Source organism: Rhizobium mayense, from assembly GCF_030272705.1.
Taxonomy (GTDB): Bacteria; Pseudomonadota; Alphaproteobacteria; order Rhizobiales; family Rhizobiaceae; genus Rhizobium; species Rhizobium mayense.
Genome location: NZ_JARFYM010000010.1, coordinates 193,835 through 217,764, shown reverse-complemented (window position 1 = coordinate 217,764; position 23,930 = coordinate 193,835). Strand labels below are relative to the sequence as shown.

25 protein-coding genes are annotated in these 23,930 nt (G+C 61.5%); 3 read left to right on the top strand and 22 right to left on the bottom strand.

Features of this window, described 5'->3' with window-relative positions; translation table 11 throughout:
- Positions 1–67: 67 nt before the first annotated feature.
- From phnN to phnG, 14 genes are all read right to left on the bottom strand, one after another.
- Entirely contained in the window at positions 68–670 is a 603-nt protein-coding gene (phnN, locus tag PY649_RS15090; RefSeq protein WP_285869302.1) for a phosphonate metabolism protein/1,5-bisphosphokinase (PRPP-forming) PhnN, read from the bottom strand.
- Positions 667–1,806, bottom strand: a complete 1,140-nt coding sequence (locus tag PY649_RS15085) for an alpha-D-ribose 1-methylphosphonate 5-triphosphate diphosphatase (protein ID WP_285869300.1) — start codon at positions 1,804–1,806, stop codon at positions 667–669. The genes phnN and PY649_RS15085 overlap by 4 nt, the downstream gene beginning before the upstream one ends.
- Before the next feature lie 10 nt (positions 1,807–1,816).
- Positions 1,817–2,509 (bottom strand): DUF1045 domain-containing protein, encoded by a 693-nt coding sequence (locus tag PY649_RS15080; protein WP_285869298.1) that lies wholly within the window; start codon positions 2,507–2,509, stop codon positions 1,817–1,819.
- A 192-nt stretch (positions 2,510–2,701) separates the two neighbouring features.
- A complete protein-coding gene (gene phnE / locus PY649_RS15075) occupies positions 2,702–4,048 on the bottom strand; it encodes a phosphonate ABC transporter, permease protein PhnE (protein ID WP_285869297.1) in 1,347 nt (448 codons plus the stop codon).
- A gap of 8 nt (positions 4,049–4,056) precedes the next feature.
- Positions 4,057–5,037, bottom strand: coding sequence for a phosphonate ABC transporter, permease protein PhnE (phnE, locus tag PY649_RS15070; RefSeq protein WP_285869429.1), 981 nt, complete (start codon positions 5,035–5,037; stop codon positions 4,057–4,059).
- Between the two features lie 68 nt (positions 5,038–5,105).
- Entirely contained in the window at positions 5,106–6,011 is a 906-nt protein-coding gene (phnD, locus tag PY649_RS15065; protein ID WP_285869296.1) for a phosphonate ABC transporter substrate-binding protein, read from the bottom strand.
- Positions 6,012–6,103: 92 nt separating this feature from the next.
- Positions 6,104–6,958 carry a phosphonate ABC transporter ATP-binding protein gene (gene phnC, locus PY649_RS15060; RefSeq protein WP_285869295.1) on the bottom strand — a complete coding sequence of 285 codons (855 nt, stop codon included), beginning with the start codon at positions 6,956–6,958 and terminating at the stop codon, positions 6,104–6,106.
- Between the two features lie 303 nt (positions 6,959–7,261).
- Positions 7,262–7,879 carry a DapH/DapD/GlmU-related protein gene (locus PY649_RS15055; protein ID WP_285869294.1) on the bottom strand — a complete coding sequence of 206 codons (618 nt, stop codon included), beginning with the start codon at positions 7,877–7,879 and terminating at the stop codon, positions 7,262–7,264.
- Complete coding sequence (gene phnL, locus PY649_RS15050) at positions 7,876–8,583, bottom strand: phosphonate C-P lyase system protein PhnL (RefSeq protein WP_285869293.1); 708 nt, start codon at positions 8,581–8,583, stop codon at positions 7,876–7,878. The genes PY649_RS15055 and phnL overlap by 4 nt, the downstream gene beginning before the upstream one ends.
- Before the next feature lie 4 nt (positions 8,584–8,587).
- Positions 8,588–9,364: a phosphonate C-P lyase system protein PhnK gene (gene phnK, locus PY649_RS15045; protein ID WP_133707952.1), complete on the bottom strand. Its 777-nt coding sequence runs from the start codon at positions 9,362–9,364 to the stop codon at positions 8,588–8,590.
- Positions 9,361–10,242 (bottom strand): alpha-D-ribose 1-methylphosphonate 5-phosphate C-P-lyase PhnJ, encoded by an 882-nt coding sequence (locus PY649_RS15040; RefSeq protein ID WP_285869291.1) that lies wholly within the window; start codon positions 10,240–10,242, stop codon positions 9,361–9,363. Before PY649_RS15040 ends, phnK begins: the two co-directional genes overlap by 4 nt.
- Positions 10,239–11,348: a carbon-phosphorus lyase complex subunit gene (locus PY649_RS15035; protein ID WP_285869290.1), complete on the bottom strand. Its 1,110-nt coding sequence runs from the start codon at positions 11,346–11,348 to the stop codon at positions 10,239–10,241. The genes PY649_RS15040 and PY649_RS15035 overlap by 4 nt, the downstream gene beginning before the upstream one ends.
- A gap of 3 nt (positions 11,349–11,351) precedes the next feature.
- On the bottom strand, positions 11,352–11,981 hold the full coding sequence (gene phnH, locus PY649_RS15030; protein ID WP_285869289.1) for a phosphonate C-P lyase system protein PhnH: 630 nt from the start codon (positions 11,979–11,981) through the stop codon (positions 11,352–11,354).
- Positions 11,981–12,457: a phosphonate C-P lyase system protein PhnG gene (gene phnG, locus PY649_RS15025; RefSeq protein ID WP_285869288.1), complete on the bottom strand. Its 477-nt coding sequence runs from the start codon at positions 12,455–12,457 to the stop codon at positions 11,981–11,983. The genes phnH and phnG overlap by 1 nt, the downstream gene beginning before the upstream one ends.
- 101 nt (positions 12,458–12,558) lie before the next feature.
- Between phnG and phnF the strand changes: the two genes are divergently transcribed.
- Positions 12,559–13,293 carry a phosphonate metabolism transcriptional regulator PhnF gene (phnF, locus tag PY649_RS15020; RefSeq protein WP_285869427.1) on the top strand — a complete coding sequence of 245 codons (735 nt, stop codon included), beginning with the start codon at positions 12,559–12,561 and terminating at the stop codon, positions 13,291–13,293.
- Positions 13,294–13,487: 194 nt separating this feature from the next.
- Here phnF and PY649_RS15015 read toward each other — a convergent pair whose 3' ends face one another.
- The 8 genes from PY649_RS15015 to PY649_RS14980 form a co-directional block, all read right to left on the bottom strand.
- Complete coding sequence (locus PY649_RS15015) at positions 13,488–14,123, bottom strand: 2,3-bisphosphoglycerate-dependent phosphoglycerate mutase (protein ID WP_285869287.1); 636 nt, start codon at positions 14,121–14,123, stop codon at positions 13,488–13,490.
- A 123-nt stretch (positions 14,124–14,246) separates the two neighbouring features.
- Positions 14,247–15,071 carry a 4-hydroxy-tetrahydrodipicolinate reductase gene (gene dapB, locus PY649_RS15010; protein ID WP_285869286.1) on the bottom strand — a complete coding sequence of 275 codons (825 nt, stop codon included), beginning with the start codon at positions 15,069–15,071 and terminating at the stop codon, positions 14,247–14,249.
- A 15-nt stretch (positions 15,072–15,086) separates the two neighbouring features.
- Entirely contained in the window at positions 15,087–16,880 is a 1,794-nt protein-coding gene (locus tag PY649_RS15005) for an ABC transporter ATP-binding protein (protein WP_285869285.1), read from the bottom strand.
- Positions 16,881–16,996: 116 nt separating this feature from the next.
- Positions 16,997–17,800, bottom strand: a complete 804-nt coding sequence (gene blaOXA / locus PY649_RS15000) for a class D beta-lactamase (protein WP_285869284.1) — start codon at positions 17,798–17,800, stop codon at positions 16,997–16,999.
- 47 nt (positions 17,801–17,847) lie between these two features.
- A complete protein-coding gene (locus PY649_RS14995; protein WP_285869283.1) occupies positions 17,848–18,873 on the bottom strand; it encodes a glucokinase in 1,026 nt (341 codons plus the stop codon).
- A 34-nt stretch (positions 18,874–18,907) separates the two neighbouring features.
- On the bottom strand, positions 18,908–19,288 hold the full coding sequence (locus tag PY649_RS14990) for a methylglyoxal synthase (protein ID WP_285869282.1): 381 nt from the start codon (positions 19,286–19,288) through the stop codon (positions 18,908–18,910).
- Between the two features lie 123 nt (positions 19,289–19,411).
- The gene (gene mepA / locus PY649_RS14985) at positions 19,412–20,458 is read right to left on the bottom strand and encodes a penicillin-insensitive murein endopeptidase (RefSeq protein WP_285869281.1); all 1,047 of its coding nucleotides are present in this window, start codon (positions 20,456–20,458) and stop codon (positions 19,412–19,414) included.
- Positions 20,459–20,602: 144 nt separating this feature from the next.
- The gene (locus tag PY649_RS14980) at positions 20,603–21,172 is read right to left on the bottom strand and encodes a hydrolase (protein WP_285869280.1); all 570 of its coding nucleotides are present in this window, start codon (positions 21,170–21,172) and stop codon (positions 20,603–20,605) included.
- 37 nt (positions 21,173–21,209) lie between these two features.
- Here PY649_RS14980 and PY649_RS14975 point away from each other — a divergent pair, with 37 nt between their 5' ends.
- Together PY649_RS14975 and PY649_RS14970 are read left to right on the top strand one after the other, a co-directional pair.
- Positions 21,210–21,848, top strand: coding sequence for a TetR/AcrR family transcriptional regulator (locus PY649_RS14975; protein ID WP_285869279.1), 639 nt, complete (start codon positions 21,210–21,212; stop codon positions 21,846–21,848).
- A 110-nt stretch (positions 21,849–21,958) separates the two neighbouring features.
- Positions 21,959–23,800, top strand: a complete 1,842-nt coding sequence (locus tag PY649_RS14970) for an extracellular solute-binding protein (RefSeq protein ID WP_285869278.1) — start codon at positions 21,959–21,961, stop codon at positions 23,798–23,800.
- Positions 23,801–23,930: the final 130 nt, after the last annotated feature.

Genomic DNA, 23,930 nt, shown 5'->3' with positions numbered 1-23,930 from the left:
TGCTATCTCGCCCGCCAAGGGCGAGATATGTCCTCGCGTATGCCGCGTCTTTTTCAGCTTCGAACGCTTACTTCCCAATCAGCGCTTCCAGCACGGAAATGATCGCCCGCTCGGCGTCCCCAAGCATGCCGCTATTGTCGATATTGACGACGTCATAGCTGCCGTTGACGGTGAGTGAGCTGCGTTCCAGCCGCTTCAGCACATCCTCGCGGCTCTCGCGCCCACGCGCCATCAGCCGTTCAGCCAACACCTCGCGCCGCGCCGTGATGTTGATGACCTTGAGCCGCGGAAATGCGGTTTGGAAGTGATGCAACGCCGAGCGTGAGCCATTGGCAATGACCAGATTGCCGCGCTTAAGCTCACCGGCGACTTCAGCCGGGATGCCGTATTTCAGCCCATGTGCTTCCCAGGAGACGGCGAATGCGCCGGCCTGTTCCATGGCGTCGAAATCGGCGTTCGAGACGGCTTTGTGATCTTCGTTGCCGGCATCGCCCTCACGCGTGATGATGCGGCGGACGAAGTGAACATCGGGCCGGCCGGCGAAATGCCGGGCGGCGAGATTCATCAGCGTATCCTTGCCGGCACCGCTGGGCCCAACCACGACGGCCAGGGTACCGGCGGTGTCGGCGGCCAGGTTCTTAGCCGGCTCGATGTTGGCGTCGAGTGTCATGCCACTCGCCGCCCTTCCCGCCAGACCGAGCGTGTTACCGGCACGCCCTGATCACGGCGGACACGCACGAGATCGGCGCGCAAGCCTTCGACGATGCGGCCGCGGTCGTTCAGGCTGACGGTCTTCGCTGGCGTTGCCGTCACCATGGCGATGGCCTGCGGCAGCGAAATGCCCTCGACCTCGTCGGCGAGGATGAAGGGCGCATGCAGCAGGCTGAGCGGTACATAGTCCGAAGACAGCACGTCCAGCACGCCGAGGTCGGCAAGATCGCGGGCAGCGATATTCCCGGAATGCGACTTGCCGCGCACGATGTTCGGCGCGCCCATCAACACGCTCATGCCGGCGCCGTGAGAAGCCTTGGCTGCATCGATGCTGGTCGGGAATTCCGCGAGCCGAACGCCGTAGGCAACGGCCTCGTCGACATGGGCGAGCGTGGCGTCATCATGGCTGGCGATGGTGATGCCGCGCTCAGTGCAGACCTTCGAGATAGCGTCACGGTGCGGCGTCGCGTATTTGGCCGATTCTTCTTGACGCTTGGCGACGAAACGGGCGAAGGCCTCGTCGCTCAAGCCGCGCTTCTTCTGATAGTAGAAGACATATTGATCCATGGTCTGGAACTGGCGCTGGCCCGGCGCGTGGTCCATCAGCGAAACCAGGCGGACGTAAGGATCTTTTTCGAAGTCGTGGAAATGATCGAGAACATTGTCGGAGGACACTTCACAGCGCAGGTGGATCAGGTGGTCGGCGCGCAGACGGTCCTCGCGTTGTGCTGCCTGGATGGCGTCGGCCATGTCGCGCATTTCGCCTTTTTCGAAGCCGCCGTCTTCATCCGAACCCATGCGCAGGCAGTCAAACACGGTGGTGATGCCCGAAGTGACGATCTGGGCGTCATGCGCCTGGATAGCCGCCGTCTTGTTCCAGCGTACGCCGGGGCGTGGCGAATAATGGGCTTCGAGATGATCCGTATGCAGTTCGACCAGGCCGGGGATGAGATAGTCGCCTTCGAAATCCTCGCCGATATCGGATTTGCCTTCGGAAATGTCGGCAATCCGCCCGTCGCGGATCAGGACCGACCCCTGAAGAACCTTGTCTTCGAGGACAATGCGGGCGTTGGAGAGGACGGTTTCTTTGGTCATGTCATGTCTTTCAGCTTTGGGCGCCGGCAAGCGGCAGCCAGGAACGGACAGTAAAGGGCGCACCACGTTCTTCCTCGACGAAAACGGCAAGGCCCGAAATGGCGAGCGGTTTGCCGATATGGTCGGAGAAGCGGTCGCGCAGCAGGTCATGGATGCCGGCTTGCCGCTCTGTCGTGACCCTGCCTGTCAATGTCATATGGAAGCGGAACTCGTCCAGCACATAAGGATAGCCCCAGCGCAACAGGTTCGCACGCTGCGGCTCGGTCAATCCTTCCGGCTTGCGCCGTACAATGTCATGATCGGAAAGAGCAGCGCGGAATGGCTCGAAAGTCTTTACCACCTGCGCAGCGAAGTCCTGCAGCGGCTGATAGACCATTGCCGGAACAAGCGCAAAGAAATGGCCAAGCTGGCCGAGCACGAGTTCAGGAATGGCAAAGGCCGGCGTACGCGCGGCAAAATCGGTGGCCACGTCCAGAAGATCGCGCTCGGTGACCGAGGCTGCGAGCTCGAAGGGCGCTTTCAGCGTGCCGTGAAATCCGTAACGGCTCGGCTCGGCAATGATCTCTGCATGGTCCTCCGGCACAAAGCCGATGGCCTTGTCGGAAAAAATCTCGCCTGAAAAAGCGTCGCGGCCGAGCCAGCGGGCGGCAAGCGCCGTCAAAGGATCGGCTTTGGGCGGTGTAAAATAGAGAGCGTAGCGCAAGGCTGTATTCCTTGGAAAAAATCGGCTGCGCGAAACATTGTTCGGTGATTTGGCGGCAAACCGCAAGTGAAGCGAGACAGGTGCGAATCGAATCCGGCTAAGCCGGCACGACCGATCCTGTCATGCCCGCGCCTGCGCTAACGGATTCCCGTGACAAAATGATGATACAACGCGGTTTTCAGCAGCCTTTTTTCACCCGCCGTGCGTCCCCATCAGGCGCCGGCGCAGCGCGTTGGATGCCATGTCGAACAGGAAGACGACGATCAGGATCAGCAGCACCATATAGGCAACGTTTTCCCAATTGGCGTTGGTGCGCATGGCTTCCCAGAGCTTCAGGCCGATGCCGCCTGCGCCGACCGCACCGATGATGGTGGCGCCGCGCACATTCGATTCCCATTGGTAGAGCGTCTGGCTGACGATGACGGGAACGATCTGCGGCATGATGCCGTAGCGATGCACGAGGACCGTCGAGGAACCGGTGGACTTGACGCCTTCGCGCGGCTTGTTGTCGATGTTCTCCAGCCCTTCGGAATAGAGCTTGCCGAGCGTGCCGGTCTCCGTCAGGAAGATCGCGCCGCTGCCGGCGAGCGGGCCGGGGCCAAAGGCGCGGGTCAGGAACAGCGCCCAGATCAGCATGTCGACCGAACGCAGGAAGTCGAAGAAACGCTTCAATATCTGATTGAGCAGCCGGTTCGGTGTGATGTTGCGCGCTGCCATGAAGGCCAGCGGAAAGGCTGCGAGCGAACCGAGCAGCGTGCCGAGGAAGGCCATGACGATGGTCTGGAACAGCTTGGTGATGACGTCGCCGTGCTGCCAGGCGGTATTGTTCCAGAAATTGTCGAAGGCCAGCGACAGGTTGGATTCATTCGGCTTCAGCCGCGGGCCGGCAACGATCAGGCTGACGACTTCGCTCGCCGGCTTGTCGAAGAAGGGCGATTGCGTGTCGAAGATGAAGTTGGCCCAACCGAGGAAGCGCTTGCGGATCTTCACGCGGTCGGTGGAAATGCTGACGTCGCCGGCAAAGCCCATATTGGCGAGGATGTTATCGTCATAGACGGTAACCCAGGACGGCACCGGCTCCGAGCCGAGGACCTTAGGCGAATCGCCCGTGATATCGATCGGAATGGTGACGCCATGTGCCGTCAGGATCGCCTGCGTCTTCGTAATCGTCACGGTGCGGCTGGTGCCGCTGACGGAGACCGTCAGGCTGCCGTCAGGATTGTTCGTCACCCAATCCGGATGCGGGTCGTCGCCAAGCGGCGAATAACGCGGATATTTGACGCTGATCTTGTCACCGGAAATTCGGAATTCCGGCTGCACGTCGTAGCTGATCCATTCGCTCAAATAGATGCCCACGCGCTCCCAGTGAGCTTCCGCGATGACCTTCGGCAGGTCGAAGAACCAGACGGCGTAGATACCGTAGAGGATGACACCGATGAAGATCAGCAGTGCGCCGAAACGCTGGTGGAACGAGCGGTGCAGGATTTCCGGGTAGCGTGCTTCGAGTTCTTGCATGCGGCTTGCGTCGATGACGGACATGGCCCACCTCAATGTTGCAGTAGGAAGGCATGTTCGCCGACGAGACGGCGACGGAGCCATGCGGAAAATTGGTCGACGGCGATAATCGTCACGAAGAGCAGCAGCACGAGCGCCACTGTCTTGGCGCCGAAGCCGCGCGAGATCGAAAGCTTCAGTTCTTCGCCGATACCTCCGCCACCAACCGCGCCGATGATGGTCGAGGCGCGGACATTGATTTCCAGGCGCAGCAGCGCATAGGACATGAAGTTCGGCAGCACTTGCGGCAGGGCTGCGAAGCGAACGCGTTCCGTCCAGCTTGCGCCAACTGCCTTCATGCCTTCGTCGGGCTTCATGTCGATATTCTCGACCACTTCGTAGAAGAGCTTGCCGAGCGCACCGATCGTGTGCAGGCCGACGGCAATAATGGCAGCGATCGGGCCGATCGACAGGATCGCCGAAAACAGGCCGGCAATGACGATCTCAGGGAAGGCGCGCAGCAGTTCCATGAAGCGTTTCGTCACAAGGCGCAGCGGATGCGACGGCGACATGTTGCGCGCGGCAAAGAAGCTGAGGGGCAGAGCGAAGACGAAACCGATGATGGTGGAGACCAACGCCACGTTGATCGTGATGAGCATCAGCTCGAAATATTCGGGGATGTAGAAATCGCCCCAGACATAGACGCGGCCGTTCGGGAAATTGAATTCCTCGCCGCCGATGCCGCCTGCGCCATTGGGGCTCGGCAGGTCGAAGAGCGCACGATAGACGTCGGCCCAATCCTTGGGGATGAGCCAGCTCAGGAAATCGAAAAGATGCGGCAAACGGTCGAAGAAGTGGCCGGCATTGCTTTCGTCGGCAAAGCGGACAGAGCTGACGAAGGCGAAGATCAGTATCAGCAGGCCAATGCCGGTATAGAGACGGCGGCGGGCCACCATCCTGCTCCATGCGTCGCCGATATCCTTGGCGCTCTGGGGCGCGCTTTGCATCTGTGGCTGAGTATCGGCAATCGTCATGAAAGTCCTGTCCTTGTGATAGGAAAAGGGGCGGCCGTCGCCGGCCGCCCCCTCAGTCTGGATAGGCATCAGCCGCCGATGGCAGCCTTACGAACATCGATAACGGCGTTGTAGAAGTCCGGGGAAACCTTGACGTAGCCCTTGAAGTCGCCGCCTTCGATTGCCGAGAAGCACTTGGCGTCGGTGGTCGGGAGCTTCAGGAAGAAGTCGGTCAGCTTGGCCTGCCATTCGGTGCCGAGAGCGTTGCGAACGACGAGCGGGCCGTTCGGGATCAGCGGCGAGCGCCAGACTTCAACGAGCTTGTTCGGGTCAACGGCGCCCTTGTCGACTTCCTTGCGGAAGGTACCGGAGGTGAAGCCGTCCTTGAAATCGCCGAGGCCGGAAGAGTCGTCAACAGCAACGTCGACCTTGCCGTCATAAGCGGCGAGCAGGTTGTTTTCGTGACCGCCGTTGAACTGGGTCGAAGCGAAGAACTTGTCGTTCGGCATGCCGGTGGTCTTCGGAATCTGCGTCAGCGGAACGAGGTAGCCAGACGTGGAATCCGGATCGGCGTAGCCGAGCTTCTTGCCCTTGGCGTCGTTGATCGTCTTGATGCCGGAGGACTTCAGAGCGAGACCGATCGAGTAGTAGCCGGTCGAGCCGTCCGTCTGCTGCGTGGTCAGGATCGGGGTAACGGCCTTCGGGTCCTTGATGACGGTGCCGGCGTAGCCGGAAGCGCCGAGTTCGGCGAAGTCGAGCGTGCCGCCGAGCAGGCCCTGGATAACGCCGTCATAGTCGGCAGCCGGGAACAGCGAAACCTTTTCGAAACCGAAGGCTTCCTTCAGGTGGTCGGCGAGGCAAGCGTAGTTGCGCAGGCGGTCAGCTTCGTTTTCGCCACCGAGAATACCAACGCGGAATTCCTTGATGTCCTGAGCGGCAGCGCCGCCAGCGAGCGCGAGAAGCGCCGTGGCTGCGAGAAGGGTCTTCTTCAACATGGGTTCGTCTCCTGATTAACCGGTGTCCCCGGATGTCTTCGGTCTAAAAGAAATACGCCCTTGACGCGGGCCTTCGATCGCGGCCGGCTCCCTCAGAGACCGGCCAGTGCCAGCGGTTGCAGGCCGGCAGATGGGTTTGCCGCGGCTTGCGCGGACTGATCGGCAAGATTGATGGCGGTCGACGTCATCGTCTCGTCGATACCGGCACCGTCCTTGTCGGTGCCGTAGATTTCCTTGACGGCCCCGGCCGTGAGCTCCGCCGGCTTGCCGTCGAAGACGACGCGGCCGGCGGCCATGCCGATGATGCGTTCGCAATAGTTGCGTGCCGTATCCAGCGTGTGCAGGTTGGTGATGACGGTGATGCCTTCGCGCTCGTTGATGTCGCGCAACGCATCCATGACGATCTTTGCGTTCAGCGGATCGAGCGAGGCGATCGGTTCGTCGGCGAGCATCATCTTCGGTTGCTGCATCAGGGCGCGGGCGATGGCCACGCGCTGCTGCTGCCCGCCCGACAGCGTGCCGGCCATCTGCAATGCGGTCTGCTCGATGCCAAGGCGTTCGAGCGCGGCAATGGCTTCGATACGCTCTTCACGGCTGAAGATGGAAAGCAGGCTCAGCATGGTCGAGCGCTGGTTCAAGCGGCCAAGCATGACGTTTGTCAGCACGTCGAGGCGCGGAACCAGATTGAATTGCTGAAAGATCATGGCGCAATCGCGCTGCCAGCTGCGCAATGCCCGGCCGCGCAGTTTGGAAACTTCGGTGCCTGAAAAATGGATCGAGCCGGAGCTCGGATCGGCGAGACGGTTGATCATACGCAGCAGCGTGGACTTGCCGGCGCCCGAGCGGCCGATGACACCGACCATCTGTCCTTGCGGAATGTCCAGCGTCACGGAATCGACGGCGAGCTTGTTTCCGAATCGGCGCGAGACATTCTTCAGCTCGAACATGAGGCCTTCCCTTTCACGGCTGGCTGGTTCCGCTGCAAACACTGAAATCGGCGCTGCGGAGCCATTTGGACAGGCGCATGATCCTTCGCTTCGAAGAGGCGTTCGAGGCGGTCATACGCTGAGCATAGGCAACGCATTAGCCCCGGTTCATGAAGCTCCGATGTCAGATTTATGTAACTGTTGTTACAATCCACCGCCGTTTGGGGCTTTCGTAACGGCAACGAAAAAGCCCGAAAATCGCGGAGGATTTTCGGGCTTAAAGGCAGATTTCAGCGATGATTGCGCTTGGTTCGCGCAAAGGCGTCACGCGCCGTAGCGGACCAGGAAATCCTCGGCCGAAAGGGCGCGGAAATCGTCGAGTGCGGTGCGCAGCGTGGCGTGATCCCAATCCCACCAGGCAAGCTTGTCCATCCGCGCGCCGACTGATTCGGTGAAGCGTTGGCGGATGAGCTTGGCCGGCACGCCGCCGACGATCGTATAGGGGGCGACGTCCTTGGAGACCACAGCGCCGGCGCCGATGACTGCACCGTTGCCGACCGTGACGCCCGGCAGGATGGTGGCGCCGTGGCCGATCCAGACATCGTTGCCGATGGTCACGCGGTGGTCCCGCCGCCAGGTGAAGAAATCCTTCTCCATATCGGCGTCCGGCCAATAGTCGGCGGCGCGATAGGTGAAGTGATGCAGCGTTGCCCGCCAAGTCGGATGGTTGGTGGCGTTGATGCGCACCGCCGCGGCAATGTTGACGAACTTGCCGATCGTCGTGCACCAGACGGCGCCGTCCTGCATGATGTAGGAATAGTCGCCGATCTCGGTTTCATCGATGCGGCAGCGGTCGGAGACTTCGGTATAGCGGCCGAGCGTCGAGTTCTTGACGGTCGCGGTCGGGCTGATGAAGGGCGTTTCGCCCAATTGACGGCTCATGCGGCTGACTTTCTGGGTGAGAATTGCGAGACATCGAGAACACGGCTGCCGACAGCCTCACGGACTTCCTCGTCATGGAAGATGCCGAGCAGGGCGACGCCGGCCTTTTTCTTCCGTTCGATCATGTCGACCACGACGGCGCGGTTCTTGGCGTCGAGAGAGGCGGTCGGCTCGTCGAGCAGCAGGATGGCATGATCGGTGATGAAGCCGCGGGCGATATTGACGCGCTGCTGCTCGCCGCCGGAGAAGGTAGCGGGCGGCAATTGCCAGAGCTCTTCCGGCAGGTTGAGTTGCGTCAGCAAGCCGGCCGCCCTTTCGCGGGCGCTATCGGCACTTTCGCCGCGCGCCAGCAGCGGTTCGGCGACGACATCGATGGCCGCAACGCGCGGCACCGTGCGCAGGAACTGGCTGACATAGCCCATGGTATGCCGGCGAACTTCCAGCACCGTGCGCGGATCGGCGGTGGCAAGATCGACGATCCTGTCTTTGTGCGTCACCAGGATCTGGCCGCTGTCGACGGCATAATTGCCGTAGATCATCTTCAGAAGCGAGCTCTTGCCGATGCCCGAAGGGCCGCCGAGAACAACGCATTCGCCGGCGGCGACGGAGAAGGAGACATCGGCGACGACCGGCAGGCGGATGCCGTCGCGCAGGTGCATGGTGAAGCTCTTGAAGACTTCCGAAACGACGAGGGGAGTTGCCATGGCATTAAACCTGCAGGATCGAGGAGACGAGCAGTTGCGTATAGGGCTCGCGCGGATCGTCGAGCACGCGGTCAGTGAGGCCGTGTTCGATCACCACACCGTCCTTCATCACCATCATGCGGTGCGACAGCAGGCGGGCGACGGCGAGGTCGTGCGTGACGATGATCGCCGACAGACCGAGATCGTTGACGAGACCGCGCACGAGATCGAGCAGCCGGGCCTGAACGGAAACGTCGAGTCCGCCGGTGGGCTCGTCCATGAACACCAGGCGCGGGCCGGTCACCAGATTGCGGGCGATCTGCAGGCGCTGGCGCATGCCGCCGGAGAAGGCGCGCGGCTGATCGTCGATGCGATCGGCGTCGATTTCGACGCGTTCCAGCCAGTCGACTGCCGTGGCGCGGATATTGCCGTAATGCCGGTTGCCGATCGCCATCAGCCGCTCGCCGACATTGGCGCCGGCTGAGACGGTCATGCGCAGGCCGTCGGCGGGGTTCTGATGGACGAAGCCCCAGTCGGTGCGCATCAGGAAGCGGCGCTCGGCCTCGTTCATGCGGAAGAGCTCGCGATAGGTCTCGTCGCGCATGTGGTATTCGACGCTGCCGGTGGTCGGCAGCAGCCGGGTCGAGATGCAGTTGAGCAGCGTCGTCTTGCCGGAGCCGGATTCGCCGACGATCGCCAGCACTTCGCCGGGCCAGAGGTCGAAGGACACGTTGCGGCATCCGATGCGGCTGCCGTAGAATTTCGAGATATCCTTGACCTTGAGGAGTGGCGTGTCGCTCATTCGGCGGCCTCCTGGTTGGGTGCCAACATTGTGCCCATATGGCCATGGGCGCGACGATCTTCGCAGAAATCGGTGTCGGAGCAGACGAACATCCGGCCACCCTTATCGTCGAGGATCACTTCGTCCAGATAGACCTGCTCGGCGCCGCAAAGCGCGCAGGGCTTGTCGAAGCGCTGCACTTCGAAGGGATGATCCTCGAAATCGAGGCTGACCACTTCGGTGTACGGCGGCACGGCATAAATGCGCTTCTCGCGGCCGGCGCCGAAAAGCTGCAGTGCATCCGACATATGCATTTTCGGATTGTCGAATTTCGGTGTCGGCGATGGGTCCATCACGTAACGGCCGGAGACCTTGACCGGATAAGCGTACGTAGTGGCGATGCGACCGTTGCGGGCGATATCCTCGTAGAGCTTCACATGCATGAGGCCGTATTCCTCGAGCGCATGCATCTTGCGGGTTTCGGTCTCGCGCGGCTCCAGGAAGCGCAGAGGTTCCGGGATCGGCACCTGGTAGACCAGTACCTGGTTGGGGCCGAGCTTGGCTTCCGGAATGCGGTGGCGCGTCTGGATGATGGTCGCTTCGTCAGTCCGGGTGGTGACTGCGACGTTAGCCACCTTCTGGAAGAAGGCGCGGATGGATACGGCGTTGGTCGTGTCGTCGGCGCCTTGGTCGATGACCTTCAGGACATCGTCAGGCCCGATGATCGCGGCCGTCAGCTGCACGCCGCCGGTACCCCAGCCATAGGGCATCGGCATTTCGCGCGAGGCGAAGGGAACCTGATAGCCGGGGATGGCGATCGCCTTCAGAATAGCGCGGCGGATCATCCGCTTGGTCTGTTCGTCGAGATAGGCGAAGTTGTAGGTGGCGAGTTCGGTCATTCGGCTGCCTCCGTCATGGGATCCTTGCCGCCGTCGCGAGCGGCCTCGAAGTCGCGGCGCATGCGGCGAACCAGGTCGAGTTCGGCCTGGAAGTCGACATAGTGCGGCAGCTTCAGATGTTCGACGAAGCCGGTCGCCTGCACATTGTCGGAATGGGAGATGACGAATTCCTCGTCCTGGGCGGGCGCGACGACATCCTCGCCGAATTCCTCGGCGCGTAGCGCTCGGTCGACCAGCGACATCGCCATGGCCTTGCGTTCGCTCTGGCCGAAGACGAGGCCGTAACCGCGGGTAAACTGCGGTGGCGCTTTGGCGGAGCCCTTGAACTGGTTGACCATCTGGCATTCGGTCACTTGGATCGAGCCGAGCGAGACGGCAAAGCCGAGTTCGGGCACATCGAGTTCGACCTCCACTTCGCCGATGCGGATTTCACCGGTGAAAGGATGCGTGCGACCATAGCCGCGCTGGGTCGAATAGCCGAGCGCCAGCAGGAAACCTTCGTCGCCGCGGGCCAGTGCCTGCAGGCGTAGATCGCGGGTCATCGGGAATTCCATCGGCTCGCGCGTCAGGTCGCCGGTCTCGTGGTCGATCGGCATCTCGCCGTCGCCTTCGATCAGCCCTTCCTGGCTCAGAATTTCGGAGACGCGCATTACGCGACCTTCTTCCGCCGGCCGCTGCATCGGTTCATCCACCGGCGTATCGGTGAGCAGGTCTGGATCGAGCAGACGGTGGGTATAATCGAAGGTGGGGCCGAGAAGCTGGCCACCCGGCAGGTCTTTGTAGGTGGCGGAGATGCGGCGTTCGATTTTCATCGCCGACGTATCCAGCGGCCGGGAATAGCCGAAGCGCGGTAGTGTCGTGCGATAGGCGCGCAGCAGGAAAATCGCTTCGATCATGTCGCCGCGCGCCTGGCGAACGGCAAGCGCGGCCAACGTGCGGTCATAAAGTGAGGCCTCGGCCATGACGCGGTCGACGGCGAGCGCCAGCTGCGCGACGATCTGGTCGATGCCGAGCGCCGGCAGCGAACGATCGCCGCGGCGACGATCGGCGAGCAGCCGGTGGGCATTGGCGATGGCGGCTTCGCCGCCTTTAACGGCAACATACATGCGTTACATCTCCGTCGCGATAATCTTGGTGGTGCGCGGCAGGCAAAGGAATTGCCGTCCGGCCGTCAGAACGAGATCGACACCGCGCGGGAAAAGCGCGCGGTTGTCGTTCCAGATGCGCAAGAATGTATCCGGCAGGCCGACCGGAGCGATCATGCGGATATCGGCAATACCTGGGCCAGAGAGCGCCAGTTCCTTGCCGCCCTTGAGGGCCTCGATTTCCAATACCAGTGTCGTCGAGCGGTCGGGATATTCCTGCGTGCCGACCGCGAACTGGTTGAACGAAGCGAGCGCCACGCCGGCTTCGATGAAGGCGAAGCGAGCTTCGATCCTTTCCGATGTCACCGTTGCGCCGGTGTGGAAGCTCAGCCATTCCGGCATGGCCGACTTGGCGAGACCAGCCGATAGCCAGACCGGCGTATCATGATCGCAAAGAGTGAGGCCGATCGCGCCTGCGGCGATGTCGAGCGGGGCGGGCGGGGCGATGTCCGAGATGACCGTCTGGATGGTTCCGGGCCGCGCCATCGCGTCCATCATCATCTTGAAGACGCTCTGTGCGTCGAATACCGGATCGGCAAAACCGCCGGTCAGCGCATCATTACCGGGTATCGTGGGGGTGGTGGGAAGGCTCATCAATCTTCTCCGCGGACCATGGTGAAGAAATCGACGCGGGTGGCCGCCGTTTCTTCAGCTCGCTTGCGATCGTGTTCGGCAATCCGATCGGTGACCGGCAGCAGGATCGTCTTCTCGACGAATTCCTTGGTGGCCGGCTGATGCCAGAGTGCATCGAAAATCGCCGCGAGCCGCACCTTTTCGCGGTCGGTGCCGAGCGCATGCGCGTGGCCGACGGCGCCTGAGGCAAGCTTGACCGTGGCGCGCGTCACAGTAACCTCGCCGAGATTGAACGGCGAACCGCCGCCGCCAATGCGCCCGCGCACCATGACGAGCCCGGTTTCCGGCCCGCGCACCGGCTGAACCGTCGGCTTGTTGACCAGTGCTTCCCAGGCCGCGTCGAGCTCGTCGCGTTCGGCCCGGGCCAAAAGATCGGCAGCGCGCTTGCGTTCGCGGCGCTGCTGCGCCTCCGCCTCTTGCCTCTGTGCTGAATTCATCGCGTTATCCTCAAAATGTCTATTGATATAGACAACCATACAAGGTAGTTTTATCTTTATTGGCAGGACATGACAAGCGTGTGACACAGCAAGCGGGCAATATGGCGGGACAGAAGGTACAAAGACAGACGGGCGTCGCGCTCTGGCGGCAGATCGCCGACCGGATTCGCACATCGATCAATCACGGCGATTTCGACGACACGGGGATGGTGCCACCGGAAACGGTGCTGGCGCTACAGTTCGGGGTCAACAGGCATACGATACGAAGCGCGCTTGCGGCACTGGCGCAGGAAGGGATCGTCAGGGCCGTGCAGGGGCGCGGAACGTTGATTGAGCGCAAAGAACGCCTGAGCTTCCCGATTTCGAAGCGGACGCGATTCTCGCAGGGCATTGGCGATCAGGTCCGCGAGACCCGCAGTGTCCTACTGGCCGCTACCGAGGAGGCCGCGAGCGCGGAATTGGCCCGGCAGCTCAAGATCAAGACCGGCACGCGGCTTGTGCGTCTGGAAACGCTCGGTCAGGCCGACAATCGTCCGGTTTCGCGCGCTACGAACTGGTTCCCGGCAGATCGCTTCGGCGCCATTGCCGAGGTTTACAGGACAACGGGATCGATCACCAAAGCATTTCGTGAGCTTGGCGTGCCGGACTATGTGCGCGTCGTCACCGAGATCACCGCCACGCATGCCGACGAAGGCGATCTGGCGGATCTGCAATTATCTCCGGGTGCTATCGTCCTGATCACGCAGGCGCTGAACACCGATCTGGATAATGTTCCGGTGCAATATTCGGTCTCGCGCTTCGCTGCCGACAGGGTGCGCTTTACCATCGAGAATTGAGGGGTGGGTAGCCCCTCATCCGGCCTGTCGGCCACCTTCTCTCCGTTTTGACGGGGAGAAGGGGATGGGCGCCCCCACAGCCTTCCCTCCATTAACCCGCTGAGATGAGGGTACGAAGGTCGTCCCCTCTCCCCGCAAAAACGGGGAGAGGGCTAGGGTGAGGGGCTATTCCGAAGATTGTTAGTTTGATGCGCTCAGTGCGCGTTCGACATATCGCCGAGTACTTCCTTGGAAGCGACGGTGGAGTCGGCGTTGAGCTTGTAGACCATCGGCACGCCGGTCGCGAGGTTGAGCGCCAGGATCTGTTCCTTGCTGAGGCGGTCGAGGACCATGACCAGCGAGCGCAGCGAGTTGCCGTGGGCGGCGACCAGCACCTTCTGGCCAGCAAGAACTCGCGGCAGGATTTCGGTCAAATAATAGGGCCAGACGCGGGCGCCGGTATCACGCAGGCTTTCGCCGCCGGGCGGCGGAACGTCGTAGGAGCGGCGCCAGATATGCACCTGTTCCTCGCCCCATTTGGCGCGGGCGTCATCCTTGTTCAGGCCCGAGAGATCACCATAGTCGCGTTCGTTCAGCGCCTGATCCTTGATGGTCCTCAGGCCGGTCTGGCCGACGCTGTCGAGGATGATGTCAAGCGTATGCTGGGCCCGGACCAGTACGGAGGTAAAGGCGATGTCGAACTTGATGCCGTATTCGGCGAGCGCCTTGCCGCCGGTCTTGGCTTCTTCAATCCCGAGCTCGGTCAGGTCGGGGTCCTTCCAGCCGGTAAAGAGATTCTTCAAATTCCAGTCGCTCTGCCCGTGGCGAACGAGGACGAGAGTACCGCTCATAAATATTCCTCCTTGATAGAGCAATTCCAGGAAAAGTGCGTAGCGGTTTTCCGTCCGGAATTGCATAAGAACGAAAGGCTGGAGCGGTTCAGCAATTCCGTGCTGAACCGCTCCATGATGGGATCAACGTGTGGAAAGCCCGAGAACGTCGAGCATGGAATAAAGGCCGGGTTTCTTGTCGCGCGCCCAGAGGGCGGCCTGAAGTGCGCCGCGGGCAAACAGCGAACGATCGCCGGCGCTGTGGGAGAGGGTCAGACGCTCGCTTTCGCCGGCAAAGATGACCGAGTGGTCGCCGATGACCCCGCCGCCGCGCAGTGTCGCAAAGCCGATCGTACCCGCCGGGCGCGGACCGGTGTGGCCATCGCGCACGCGCACGGAATTTTCGCCGAAATCGATGCCGCGCCCCTTTGCCGCCGCCTGGCCGAGCAGAAGCGCGGTGCCGGACGGGGCGTCGACTTTGTGCTTGTGGTGCATCTCCAGGACTTCGATGTCCCAATCAGCCGACTGAAGCGCCCGCGCCGCCTGCTCGACCAGGACGCTCAAGAGGTTGATGCCGAGGCCCATATTGCCTGACTTGACGATGCGGGCGTGGCGCGCGGCGGCCTTGAACCTGGTTTCGTCTTCCGCCGAGCAGCCGGTCGTACCTATGATGTGGACAATGCGCGCCTGCGCGGCGAGGCCCGCAAAGGTGACGCTGGTTGCCGGCGTGGTGAAATCGATCACGCCTTCGGCATGCAGGAAGGCTGAAAGCGGGTCATCGGTGACCGGAACGCCGATCGGCCCCAGGCCGGCAATCTCGCCGGCATCCTTGCCGATGAAAGCAGAGCCGGGACGTGCGACGGCCGCATGCAGGGTGGTGCCCTCGGTGGCGTGGATGAGGCGGATCAGGGCCTGGCCCATGCGGCCCGCTGCGCCAACCACCACAAGCTTCATCGCATCATCGCTCATGTCTTCTCTATCGTCTCATTTGCGGGAGGTGCCGGAAACGGCCGGTCGCTGAAGGTTGTTGAGGCGAGCGTAAAGGCCATTGTCGGCCGTCGCAAGCGTCTCGTGGTTGCCCTCTTCGACGATACGCCCGTTCTGCATCACAATGATCTTTTCCGCCCTCACGACCGTCGACAGGCGATGGGCAATGACGACGACGGTACGGCCGCTCATGGCTTCGTCCAGCGCCTTCTGCACGGCTGCTTCCGACTCGGTATCGAGTGCTGAGGTCGCTTCGTCCAAAAGCAGGATCGGCGCGTTGCGCACCAGCGCACGGGCGATCGACAGGCGCTGGCGCTGGCCGCCGGAAAGTGTCACGCCGTTTTCGCCGACCGGCGTGTCGTAGCCCTGCGGCTGCGCCTGGATGAAATCATGGGCATAGGCAAGCCGGGCTGCCTCCTCCACTTCGGCATTCGTCGCCTCCGGACGGCCGTAACGGATGTTGTCGCGGATCGTGCCTTCGAAGAGGTAGGGCTGCTGCGAGACATAGGCGAGCTGTTCGCGCAGCGACTGCTTCGTGACATGGGCGATGTCCTGCCCGTCGATGAAGATGCTCCCGGCCTTGGGATCGTAGAAACGCGGAATAAGATTGATGACGGTGGACTTGCCGGCGCCGGAAGGGCCGACCAATGCCGTCGTCTCGCCGCCTTCGGCAACGAAACTCACGCCGCACAGAACCGTTTCGTCGCCATAGGCGAAGTGAACGTCGCGAAACTCGATGCGGGCCTCGCTGATGGCGAGCGGCTTGGCGTCCGGCAGATCGCGCTGCCGTGGCTCCATATCGAGCAGTTCGTAGATCATGCGCGCATTGACGACGGCACGCTCCATCTGCACCTGCAGCTTGGCGAGGCGACGGGCGGGATCGTAGGCCAGAAGCAGCGAGGTGACGAAAGAGAAGAAGGCACCGGGCGGAACGTCGTGATAGATCGAACGATAGGCGGCATAGGCAAGGACGCTGGCGACCGCGAAGCCGGCGAAGCTTTCGGTCAGCGGCCCGTTGCGCTCGGACAGGCGAGCGATGCGGTTTTGCCGATGCTCTGCCGCCGTGATCAGCTTGTTGATCTTGCGATCCAGCTGCTCTTCCATCGTGAAAGCTTTGACGATGGAAATGCCTTGGATCGTCTCCTGCATCGCGCCCAGCACGTGGCTATTCAGGTTGACCGCCTCGCGTGTCGCAGCGCGCAGGCGCTTGGATACATAACGCAGCGCATAAAGCAGCGGCGGGGCCGCGATAAAGACGGCCAGGCTCAGCAGCGGGTCTTGAACCACCATGACGCCAAGCAGGGCGACGAAGGTCAGAAGGTCTCGGGCAGTCGAGGTGATCGTCAGGTTCATGACGTCGCGGATGCCGGAGACGTTCTGGCTGACCCGCGCGGCGATCTGCGCAGACCGCGCCTCGCTGAAGAAGCCGATCGACAAGGTCATCAGATGACCGTACAGCCGCCGCTGGTAACGCGCGATGATGTTGTTACCGATCTTGTTGAGGATGACAGACTGAAAGTAGCCGGCGAAACCGCGCACCACGAAAGCGGCGAAGATTGCCGAGCAGATAATCCAGACGACATCGGCCCGGCGCTCGACGAATGCCTGGTTGATGATCGTTTTCATGATGTAGGCGATAAAGGCCGTCGACAATGCCACCAAGACCAGGCAGGCGATGGCGGTCAAATAGCCCCAGACATGGTCACGGCCATTTTCGGCAATGATGCGCTTCAGGACACCGGTAACGGTTTCGCTGTCGACGCTATTGTTTTTGGTGTCGGGCGACTTCAAAAATCGGCTTCCTGTCTCAGACCAAGCGGCCGCAAGTGGCACGTGCTCCCGCGGGTCTATAAAGAGTTAGGACGGCTTTGGCTAGTTATGGCTTGCCGCACTGGTTAAGAGGCAGGTCAAGGAGCCAACTGCATTATAAGGGAAGGCAGCTCTTTCAAAAAGGCGTCGCGCGCCCTTACGCCCGGGGGTCCCTGTTCCTTCTTTTCGTCCTGGGTAAGCCGCGCGAATACAATCCGGCGATCGCCCTTTTCCGCCCATCCGACGAACCATCCATAGGGATAGGCTTTATCGGTGGCTCCTCCTGGACGCGCTGAGCCGGTCTTGCCGTGAATGTCCCAGCCGTCGCTCAGCGGTGCAGCTTCGGTGATCCGCTCCGTCATGTCGAAAGCCTGCGGGCTTGCCGGCAGTTGCCGGGTGACGAGCTTTGCAAGAAAGGCCGCCTGTTCGAGGGGGGAAATCTTCAAGGAGGAGCCGATCCAGGCGCGGTCGAGCCCATTGTTCTTTCCAGGATCGCCGGAGACGTCGGCATTGCCGTAACGGAACTTGACGGCATAGTCGTGCAGCCGATCCGTGCCGAGGGCATGCGTCACCTGCTGCGAGAACCAGACCACCGAATATTTTATCCATCGGGCAGGGTCTGTCGGCTGGCGCCATTCGGCACCGCCCCAATCGACATAGCCCTTGCGATAAGGGAGCAGCGGCGCATGTTCGTCCTTCAGGAAGCCTGAATCGAAACCCATCAGGCTGAGCGCGATCTTGAAGGTAGACGCCGGCGTGACGCGGGTTGCGCAATCACCCTGCTGCATCAATACCTTACCGTCCGCAGCATTTGCCACCACCGTGCAGAGGATCCTGGCATCGGCGGTGGAGATTGAAAGCGTGGCCGCCAGCGATGCCAGGGGAACGAAGCGATAGTCCATCCGGTTCTCCCGCGGCCGCATCTGGCGACGTGTTGCTGTACTCTCGATCAACGCCGCCAGCGGCGGCCCTCCGTCGCCAGGCCGAAATTGGCCGGCATACGGGCGTAGGCCGAGAGGCCGGCGAGCGCGGCCAACGGATGAGTGACCACATGTGTCGGGATCGATTTCAGCAGCGCGCTATGCGGCGCCTTGTCTTCGAAGGCGGCGCGGAATTCCGGCTTCTGTAGCGCCGGCAGGATTTTCTGCGAGATGCCGCCGGAAAGATAGACACCGCCGCGCGCCATGAAGATCAACGCGATGTCGCCGGCGACACGGCCGAGATAGGTCACGAACAGCGTCACGGTCTCTTCGGCCTGAGCGTTGGTGCCGGCGAGCGCATGGGTCGTGATATCGGCTGGTTGCGCGAGCACAGGCTCTATGCCGTCGGTCTTGCAGATCGCGTGATAGATGTTCTGCAGGCCACGGCCGCTAAGGGTCTGCTCGGCGGAGATCCGGCCCTCGATGGGGTCCAGGTGCGGCCAAATCTGAAAATCACGCGCGCTGCGCGGTCCGAGATCGATATGTCCGCCTTCGCCCGGCACTGGGATCCAGGTATGCTGGGCATGGATGAGGCCGGCGACGCCGAGGCCGGTGCCCGGCCCGAGTACGGCGCGAGAGGCGAGCATGTCTTCCGACGTTTCGCCGATGGTCTCGCGATGCTCCTCGGATACACCGGCGACCGCCAGCGCCTGGGCTTCGAAATCATTGATGATCAGCACATCCTCGAGGCCGAGATTGGCGATCATCGTGTTCGGGCGGATCACCCAGTCGCAATTGGTCAGCGGAATTTCATCGCCCCGAACCGGCCCCGCCATGGCAAGGATCGCCGAACGCGGCTGTATTGAGGTCTTGTCGAGGACGCCCTGTTGAATCGCCTCGTCGATCGTCTCGAAATCTGCGGTATGCACATTCGGGAAATGCTTTGGCTCGGCATAGGCATCGACGAGGACGGAAAAGCGCGCGTTGGTTCCTCCGATATCGCCGATCAGGATAGGAAAGGGCATGGGGGCTTCGCTGTGATTGAGCTTGGGCATGGCGAGGTCCGTGGTCAGCCGCCGGTAAGGCGGATTAATGGTTCAGTGTTTTGATCAGTCGTTCGGCGGTGGCTTCATTGAGAGCCATCGGAATGTCATAGAGAACGGCCAGCCGCGTCAATGCCTTCACGTCGACATCGTGCGGCATCGGGGTAAGCGGGTCGATGAAGAAAACGAGCATATCGATCTCGCCGGTCGCGATCATGGCGCCTATCTGCTGATCGCCGCCGAGCGGACCGCTTTTCATGCGGGTGACCTTGAGGCCGGGGCAGACATCGAGCACGCGGCCGCCGGTGGTGCCCGTGGCAACGATATGCCAATCGGCAAGCGCATCCTGATTGCGGCGTGCAAATTCCGCCATTGCATCCTTCTTCTGATCATGCGCGATCAGCGCGATGCATTTGCCGCCGGCCATGAAACTCCCACTCCGTCCCAGGCCTTTAAAGTCAAAGACCTCTAATCGATTTATCCGCCTTCTATACCAAGAGGCACACCTTTGAAAGACGGGTCGAGCCGGTTGGAACCGGCTCCGCCGCTGTCACTGTTGCGGGATGTCGCCGGGCGGCGTGCTGCCTGTGCCGGCGCTGGAAACCGGCATTGTGCTGGTCGCGGCCGTCCCCGCAGCAGCCTTGGCCCCGAAGGTGGCCACAGCGGCCGAGGTGACGGGAGGTTCGTCGAGCACCGTCTGGCAGGCCTTCGGCAGGTCGGAAACCATGACTTCGCGCGGCTTTGCCGGCGGTTTTGCGCCGGGCTTCGGCTTGGCCCATGGTTCGGGCGTAAACCACCAGGCGAGCGGCTTGCCGCAGCCGTCGCCGGCGGCAACAGCTGGCTGCGGCTTGCAGCCGATGGAACCGGCGGGGCAACGGATGCGGATATGGAAATGTGAGTCATGGCCGTATTCCGGGCGCAGCTTGCCGAGATTGGTGCGGTCGCCGGTCCATGTCTCGCACATTTTCTTTTTGATCGCCGGATTGACGAAGATGCGTTCGACTTCGGGGTAGCTGGCGGCGCGCATCAAAAGCCGGGCGCGCGATGCAGTCCACACCTTGTCGTCGACCGTCAGGAACTTGTTCTTATCGAGCATGGTGGTGAAAGGCAGGCTTTCGCGCTCGGCCGTGGTCAGCGTCCGCGCCGGCATCGGCGTCAGCCAGACATCCGCGTCGAGGCCGATCTGATGCGAGGCATGGCCGTTGAACATCGGCCCGCCGCGCGGCTGTGAGATGTCGCCCACCAGGATGCCCGGCCACCCGTCATATTTGGCGGCGTCGCGCGACAGGCGTTCGAGAAGCGCGATCATCTCCGGCCGGCCCCAGCGGCGGTTGCGCGAAAGGCGCATGGCCTGCCAGGTCGGCCCATCGGTCGGCAGCGCCACGGCGCCGGAAAGGCAGCCCTTGGCGTAAAAGCCGATCGATTTCGGCGGTCCCTGGGTAGGTAGTGTCACTGCCCCGAAAATCGCCTTGGCGCTGCCGGGCGTCGGGGTCGCTTGCTGTGCCGCTGCCTCGCCGCTGACGAGACCCGCGCCAATCGTCACGGCGAGGGCAAATTTGCTGAGGCTGTTGAGGGTCCGAACCAGGAGGGGAATCATGTGGTTCCTTGCATGGCTGTCGGCGGTGGCCGAAATGATTTGCGGGCCAATCTACCTTGAAAAGCGATTTTGGTGAATCCGTGTTTTATCGCTCGATGCTAATGAACCGCCACGCATTGCCCGCCCGGACCGCTAAGCGCATGATCAGTTAGCCAGAATTTCCGCCGTCTTGCGGATGCGCGACAGCCGCGGCAACACCTTTGTGCAGGCGAAATCCTGCATTTCCTGCGAAAAGGTTGTCACCGCGTCCTCGGCTACGATGACAGCATAATTGGCGGCGTAGGCGTCGCGAACGGTCGATTCGACACCGAAATTGGTCGCAACACCCGTGAGGATCACTGTTTTGATGCCGCGACGGCGCAGCTGCAGGTCGAGGTCGGTGCCATAAAAGGCGCTCCATTGGCGCTTGACGATGGCGACGTCGGGCGTCAGCGCAGCGATCTCGGCGGGTGCTGCGAGAGCAGCCGGCGGCAAACCTCCCTCTGGAAAGCTGAAGCTTTCGTCCACGGGCTGGTTGACAGCGTCGGCATAGTCTGCGGAAAATCCAACCGTCACAAAGACTGTGGTTCCGCCGTCGGCTTTCAGTTTCCGGGCGATGGCGGCAGTATTCTCGACGATCTGCTGCGCAGAGTGGGGTGCGAGCGGGCGGCTGAGAACAAGGCCCTGCAGATCGATGGAGATGAGTGCGGTGGTTTGGGGATCGTAAAGAGGCATCAGGGGGCTCCGGGGGAAATATGAGGGTATCCTCACAATGACAAATATGAGAGAATCCTCGCAAAAATCAAGTGAGGAACCGCAGACGCGCATTCCGAAGCGTCGCCGCGGCCGCGATCGCGTTGCCGTGCTTTTGGAAGCGGCCGCGAAAATCTTCGTTCAGAAGGGCTATGACGCCGCGACGATGACGGAGATCGCCGCCGAAGCGCACTCGTCGATTGGCTCGCTCTATCAATTTTTTCCGACCAAAGCGTTGCTCGCCGAAGCGCTGCATATCGATCGGCTCGAGAGGCTGAAAGCGGTGCTTCAGGACGTCGCGGAAAAGAGCGGCGGCCGTTCGGCTGCCGATAGCGGCGAGGCGATCTTCGACAAGCTTGGCGCCTTTATCAAGGAGTTTCCGGAATATCCGGTGCTTGCGACCCGCCGCGACGTGCCGAAGGATCGCAAAATGCGTTCGCGGGCGGAGCTCAAGGAGCTGATTTCCGCCATCCTGCGGCGAGCCGAGCCGCCGATTACGGACGACGTCGTCTTAATGTCGGCGATTGTTCTGGAACTGCTGCGCATCGCCGTCGTCGCCGCCAACGAGCCGGAAGCCGCCTCAGACCGGCGCCTTGTCCGCGAATTGCGCCTGATGCTGCGCAAGCGCCTCGAAGAAGCGGCGGCGGCAAAAGCCTGATTTCAGGGAGCGGAAATCGGCCGGTTTGCGAAGAGATGAGCAATTCCGTCCTGTTTTTCGCCCTCATTTGGCCTATGCTTGAATTCTACTACATCATCAGAGGATCATTGATGGCATTGTCGCGTTTGAAAGCAGGCTTGGTTGTGTCTCTTTTCTGCCTGCTGGCCTTGCCGGCGCCGTCCCACGCCGACGAGCCGCAGTTCAGGATCGGCACGGCCATTCTCGGTGACTTGAAATACCAACCCGGCTTCAAGCATTTCGACTATGTCAATCCGGACGCACCGAAGGGTGGCGAGCTGAAGCTTTCGAGCAATGGTACGTTCGACACGCTCAATCCCATTCTCCTGAAGGGCAATCCCGTCACCGGTATAGGACTGGTTTTCGATACCTTGCTGAAATCGGCCGACGATGAGGTCGCCTCGTCCTATGGGCTTCTGGCGGAAGGCGTATCCTATCCGGACGACATATCAAAGGCGACGTTCCGGTTGCGGGCGGAGGCGAAATGGGCCGATGGAACGCCGGTGACCCCGGAGGATGTGATCTTCAGCTTCGAGAAGGGTAAAGAACTCAATCCCTTCATGACGAGCTACTACGCGCACGTGATGCGGGCTGAAAAGACCGGCGACCGCGATGTGACCTTCACGTTCGACGCGAAGAACAATCGCGAACTGCCGTTCATCCTGGGGCAGCTTCTGCCCATTGTGCCGAAACATTGGTGGGAAGGCACCGGGCCGGACGGCAAGCCGCGCGATATTTCCCGCACCACACTGGAGCCGGTCATGGGCTCTGGCCCCTACAAGATCGCGGCCTTCTCTCCAGGCTCGACCATCCGCTATGAGCTGCGCGACGACTATTGGGCCAAGAACCTACCCGTGAACGTCGGCCAGAACAATTTCGGAGCGATCTCCTACGCCTATTACGGCGACGACGATGTGGAATTCGAAGGCTTTCGCGGCGGCAACGTCGATTTCTGGCAGGACAACATGGCGAGCCGTTGGGTAACGGGCTATGACTTCCCGGCCGTCAAGGATGGCCGCATCAAGCGTGAGGACCTGCCCAATCCATTGCGCGCGACCGGCGTGATGCAGGCGCTGGTTCCGAACATGCGCCGCGATCAGTTCAAGGACCAGCGGGTACGCGAAGCGCTGAACTACGCCTTCGATTTCGAGGAGATCAACCGCACGGTCGCCTATGGTGTGTATCGGCGTGACGACAGCTATTTCTTCGGCACCAAGCTTGCGTCCTCCGGTCTGCCCCAAGGGGAAGAGCTGAATATTCTGAACGAGATCAAGGACAAAGTGCCGCCCGAGGTCTTTACGACCCCCTACAGCAATCCCGTCGGAGGCGATCCGCAGAAGTCTCGCGACAATCTTCGTAAGGCAATCGCGCTTCTCAAGGATGCGGGTTATGTCATCAAGGGCAACCAGATGGTCAACGCCCAGACTGGACAGCCCTTTTCCATCGAGATCCTTCTCGGCAGCCCCTTCGTCGAAAAGTGGGTGCTGCCCTATGTGCAGAACCTGAAGAAAATTGGCATCGACGCACGCGTGAGAACGGTCGATTCATCGCAATATATCAATCGTGTCCGCAGCTTCGACTATGACATGATTTGGAGCGTTTGGGCCCAGACACTGAATCCGGGCAACGAACAGATCGACATGTGGGGTTCGTCTTCCGCCAACCGCCAAGGTTCGCGCAACTATGCCGGCATAGCCGATCCCGGCATCGATGCGCTGATCACCAAGGTCATCCTTGCCAAGGACGTTGCCGAGAAGGATGCCTCGGCAAAGGCGCTCGACCGCGTGCTGCTCGCTCACCACTACGTCGTTCCGTTGTTCTATGCCACCAGCTTCCACATCGCCTATTGGGACAAGTTCGAACATCCCGCCAACCTGCCGGAATATTCGATGGGCTTTCCCGAGACCTGGTGGTCGAAGAACGCCGGCAAGTGAGCGGCTCTTGCAATGATGAACAGGCTGGGCTCCAAATGCGCGATGCCGATTCGGCAGTTCAGCCTGAAATGACCGCGCCGGCTTTATTCGGCGGAAGGGAACAAGCGACTTGAACGACAGATGGGTTGAG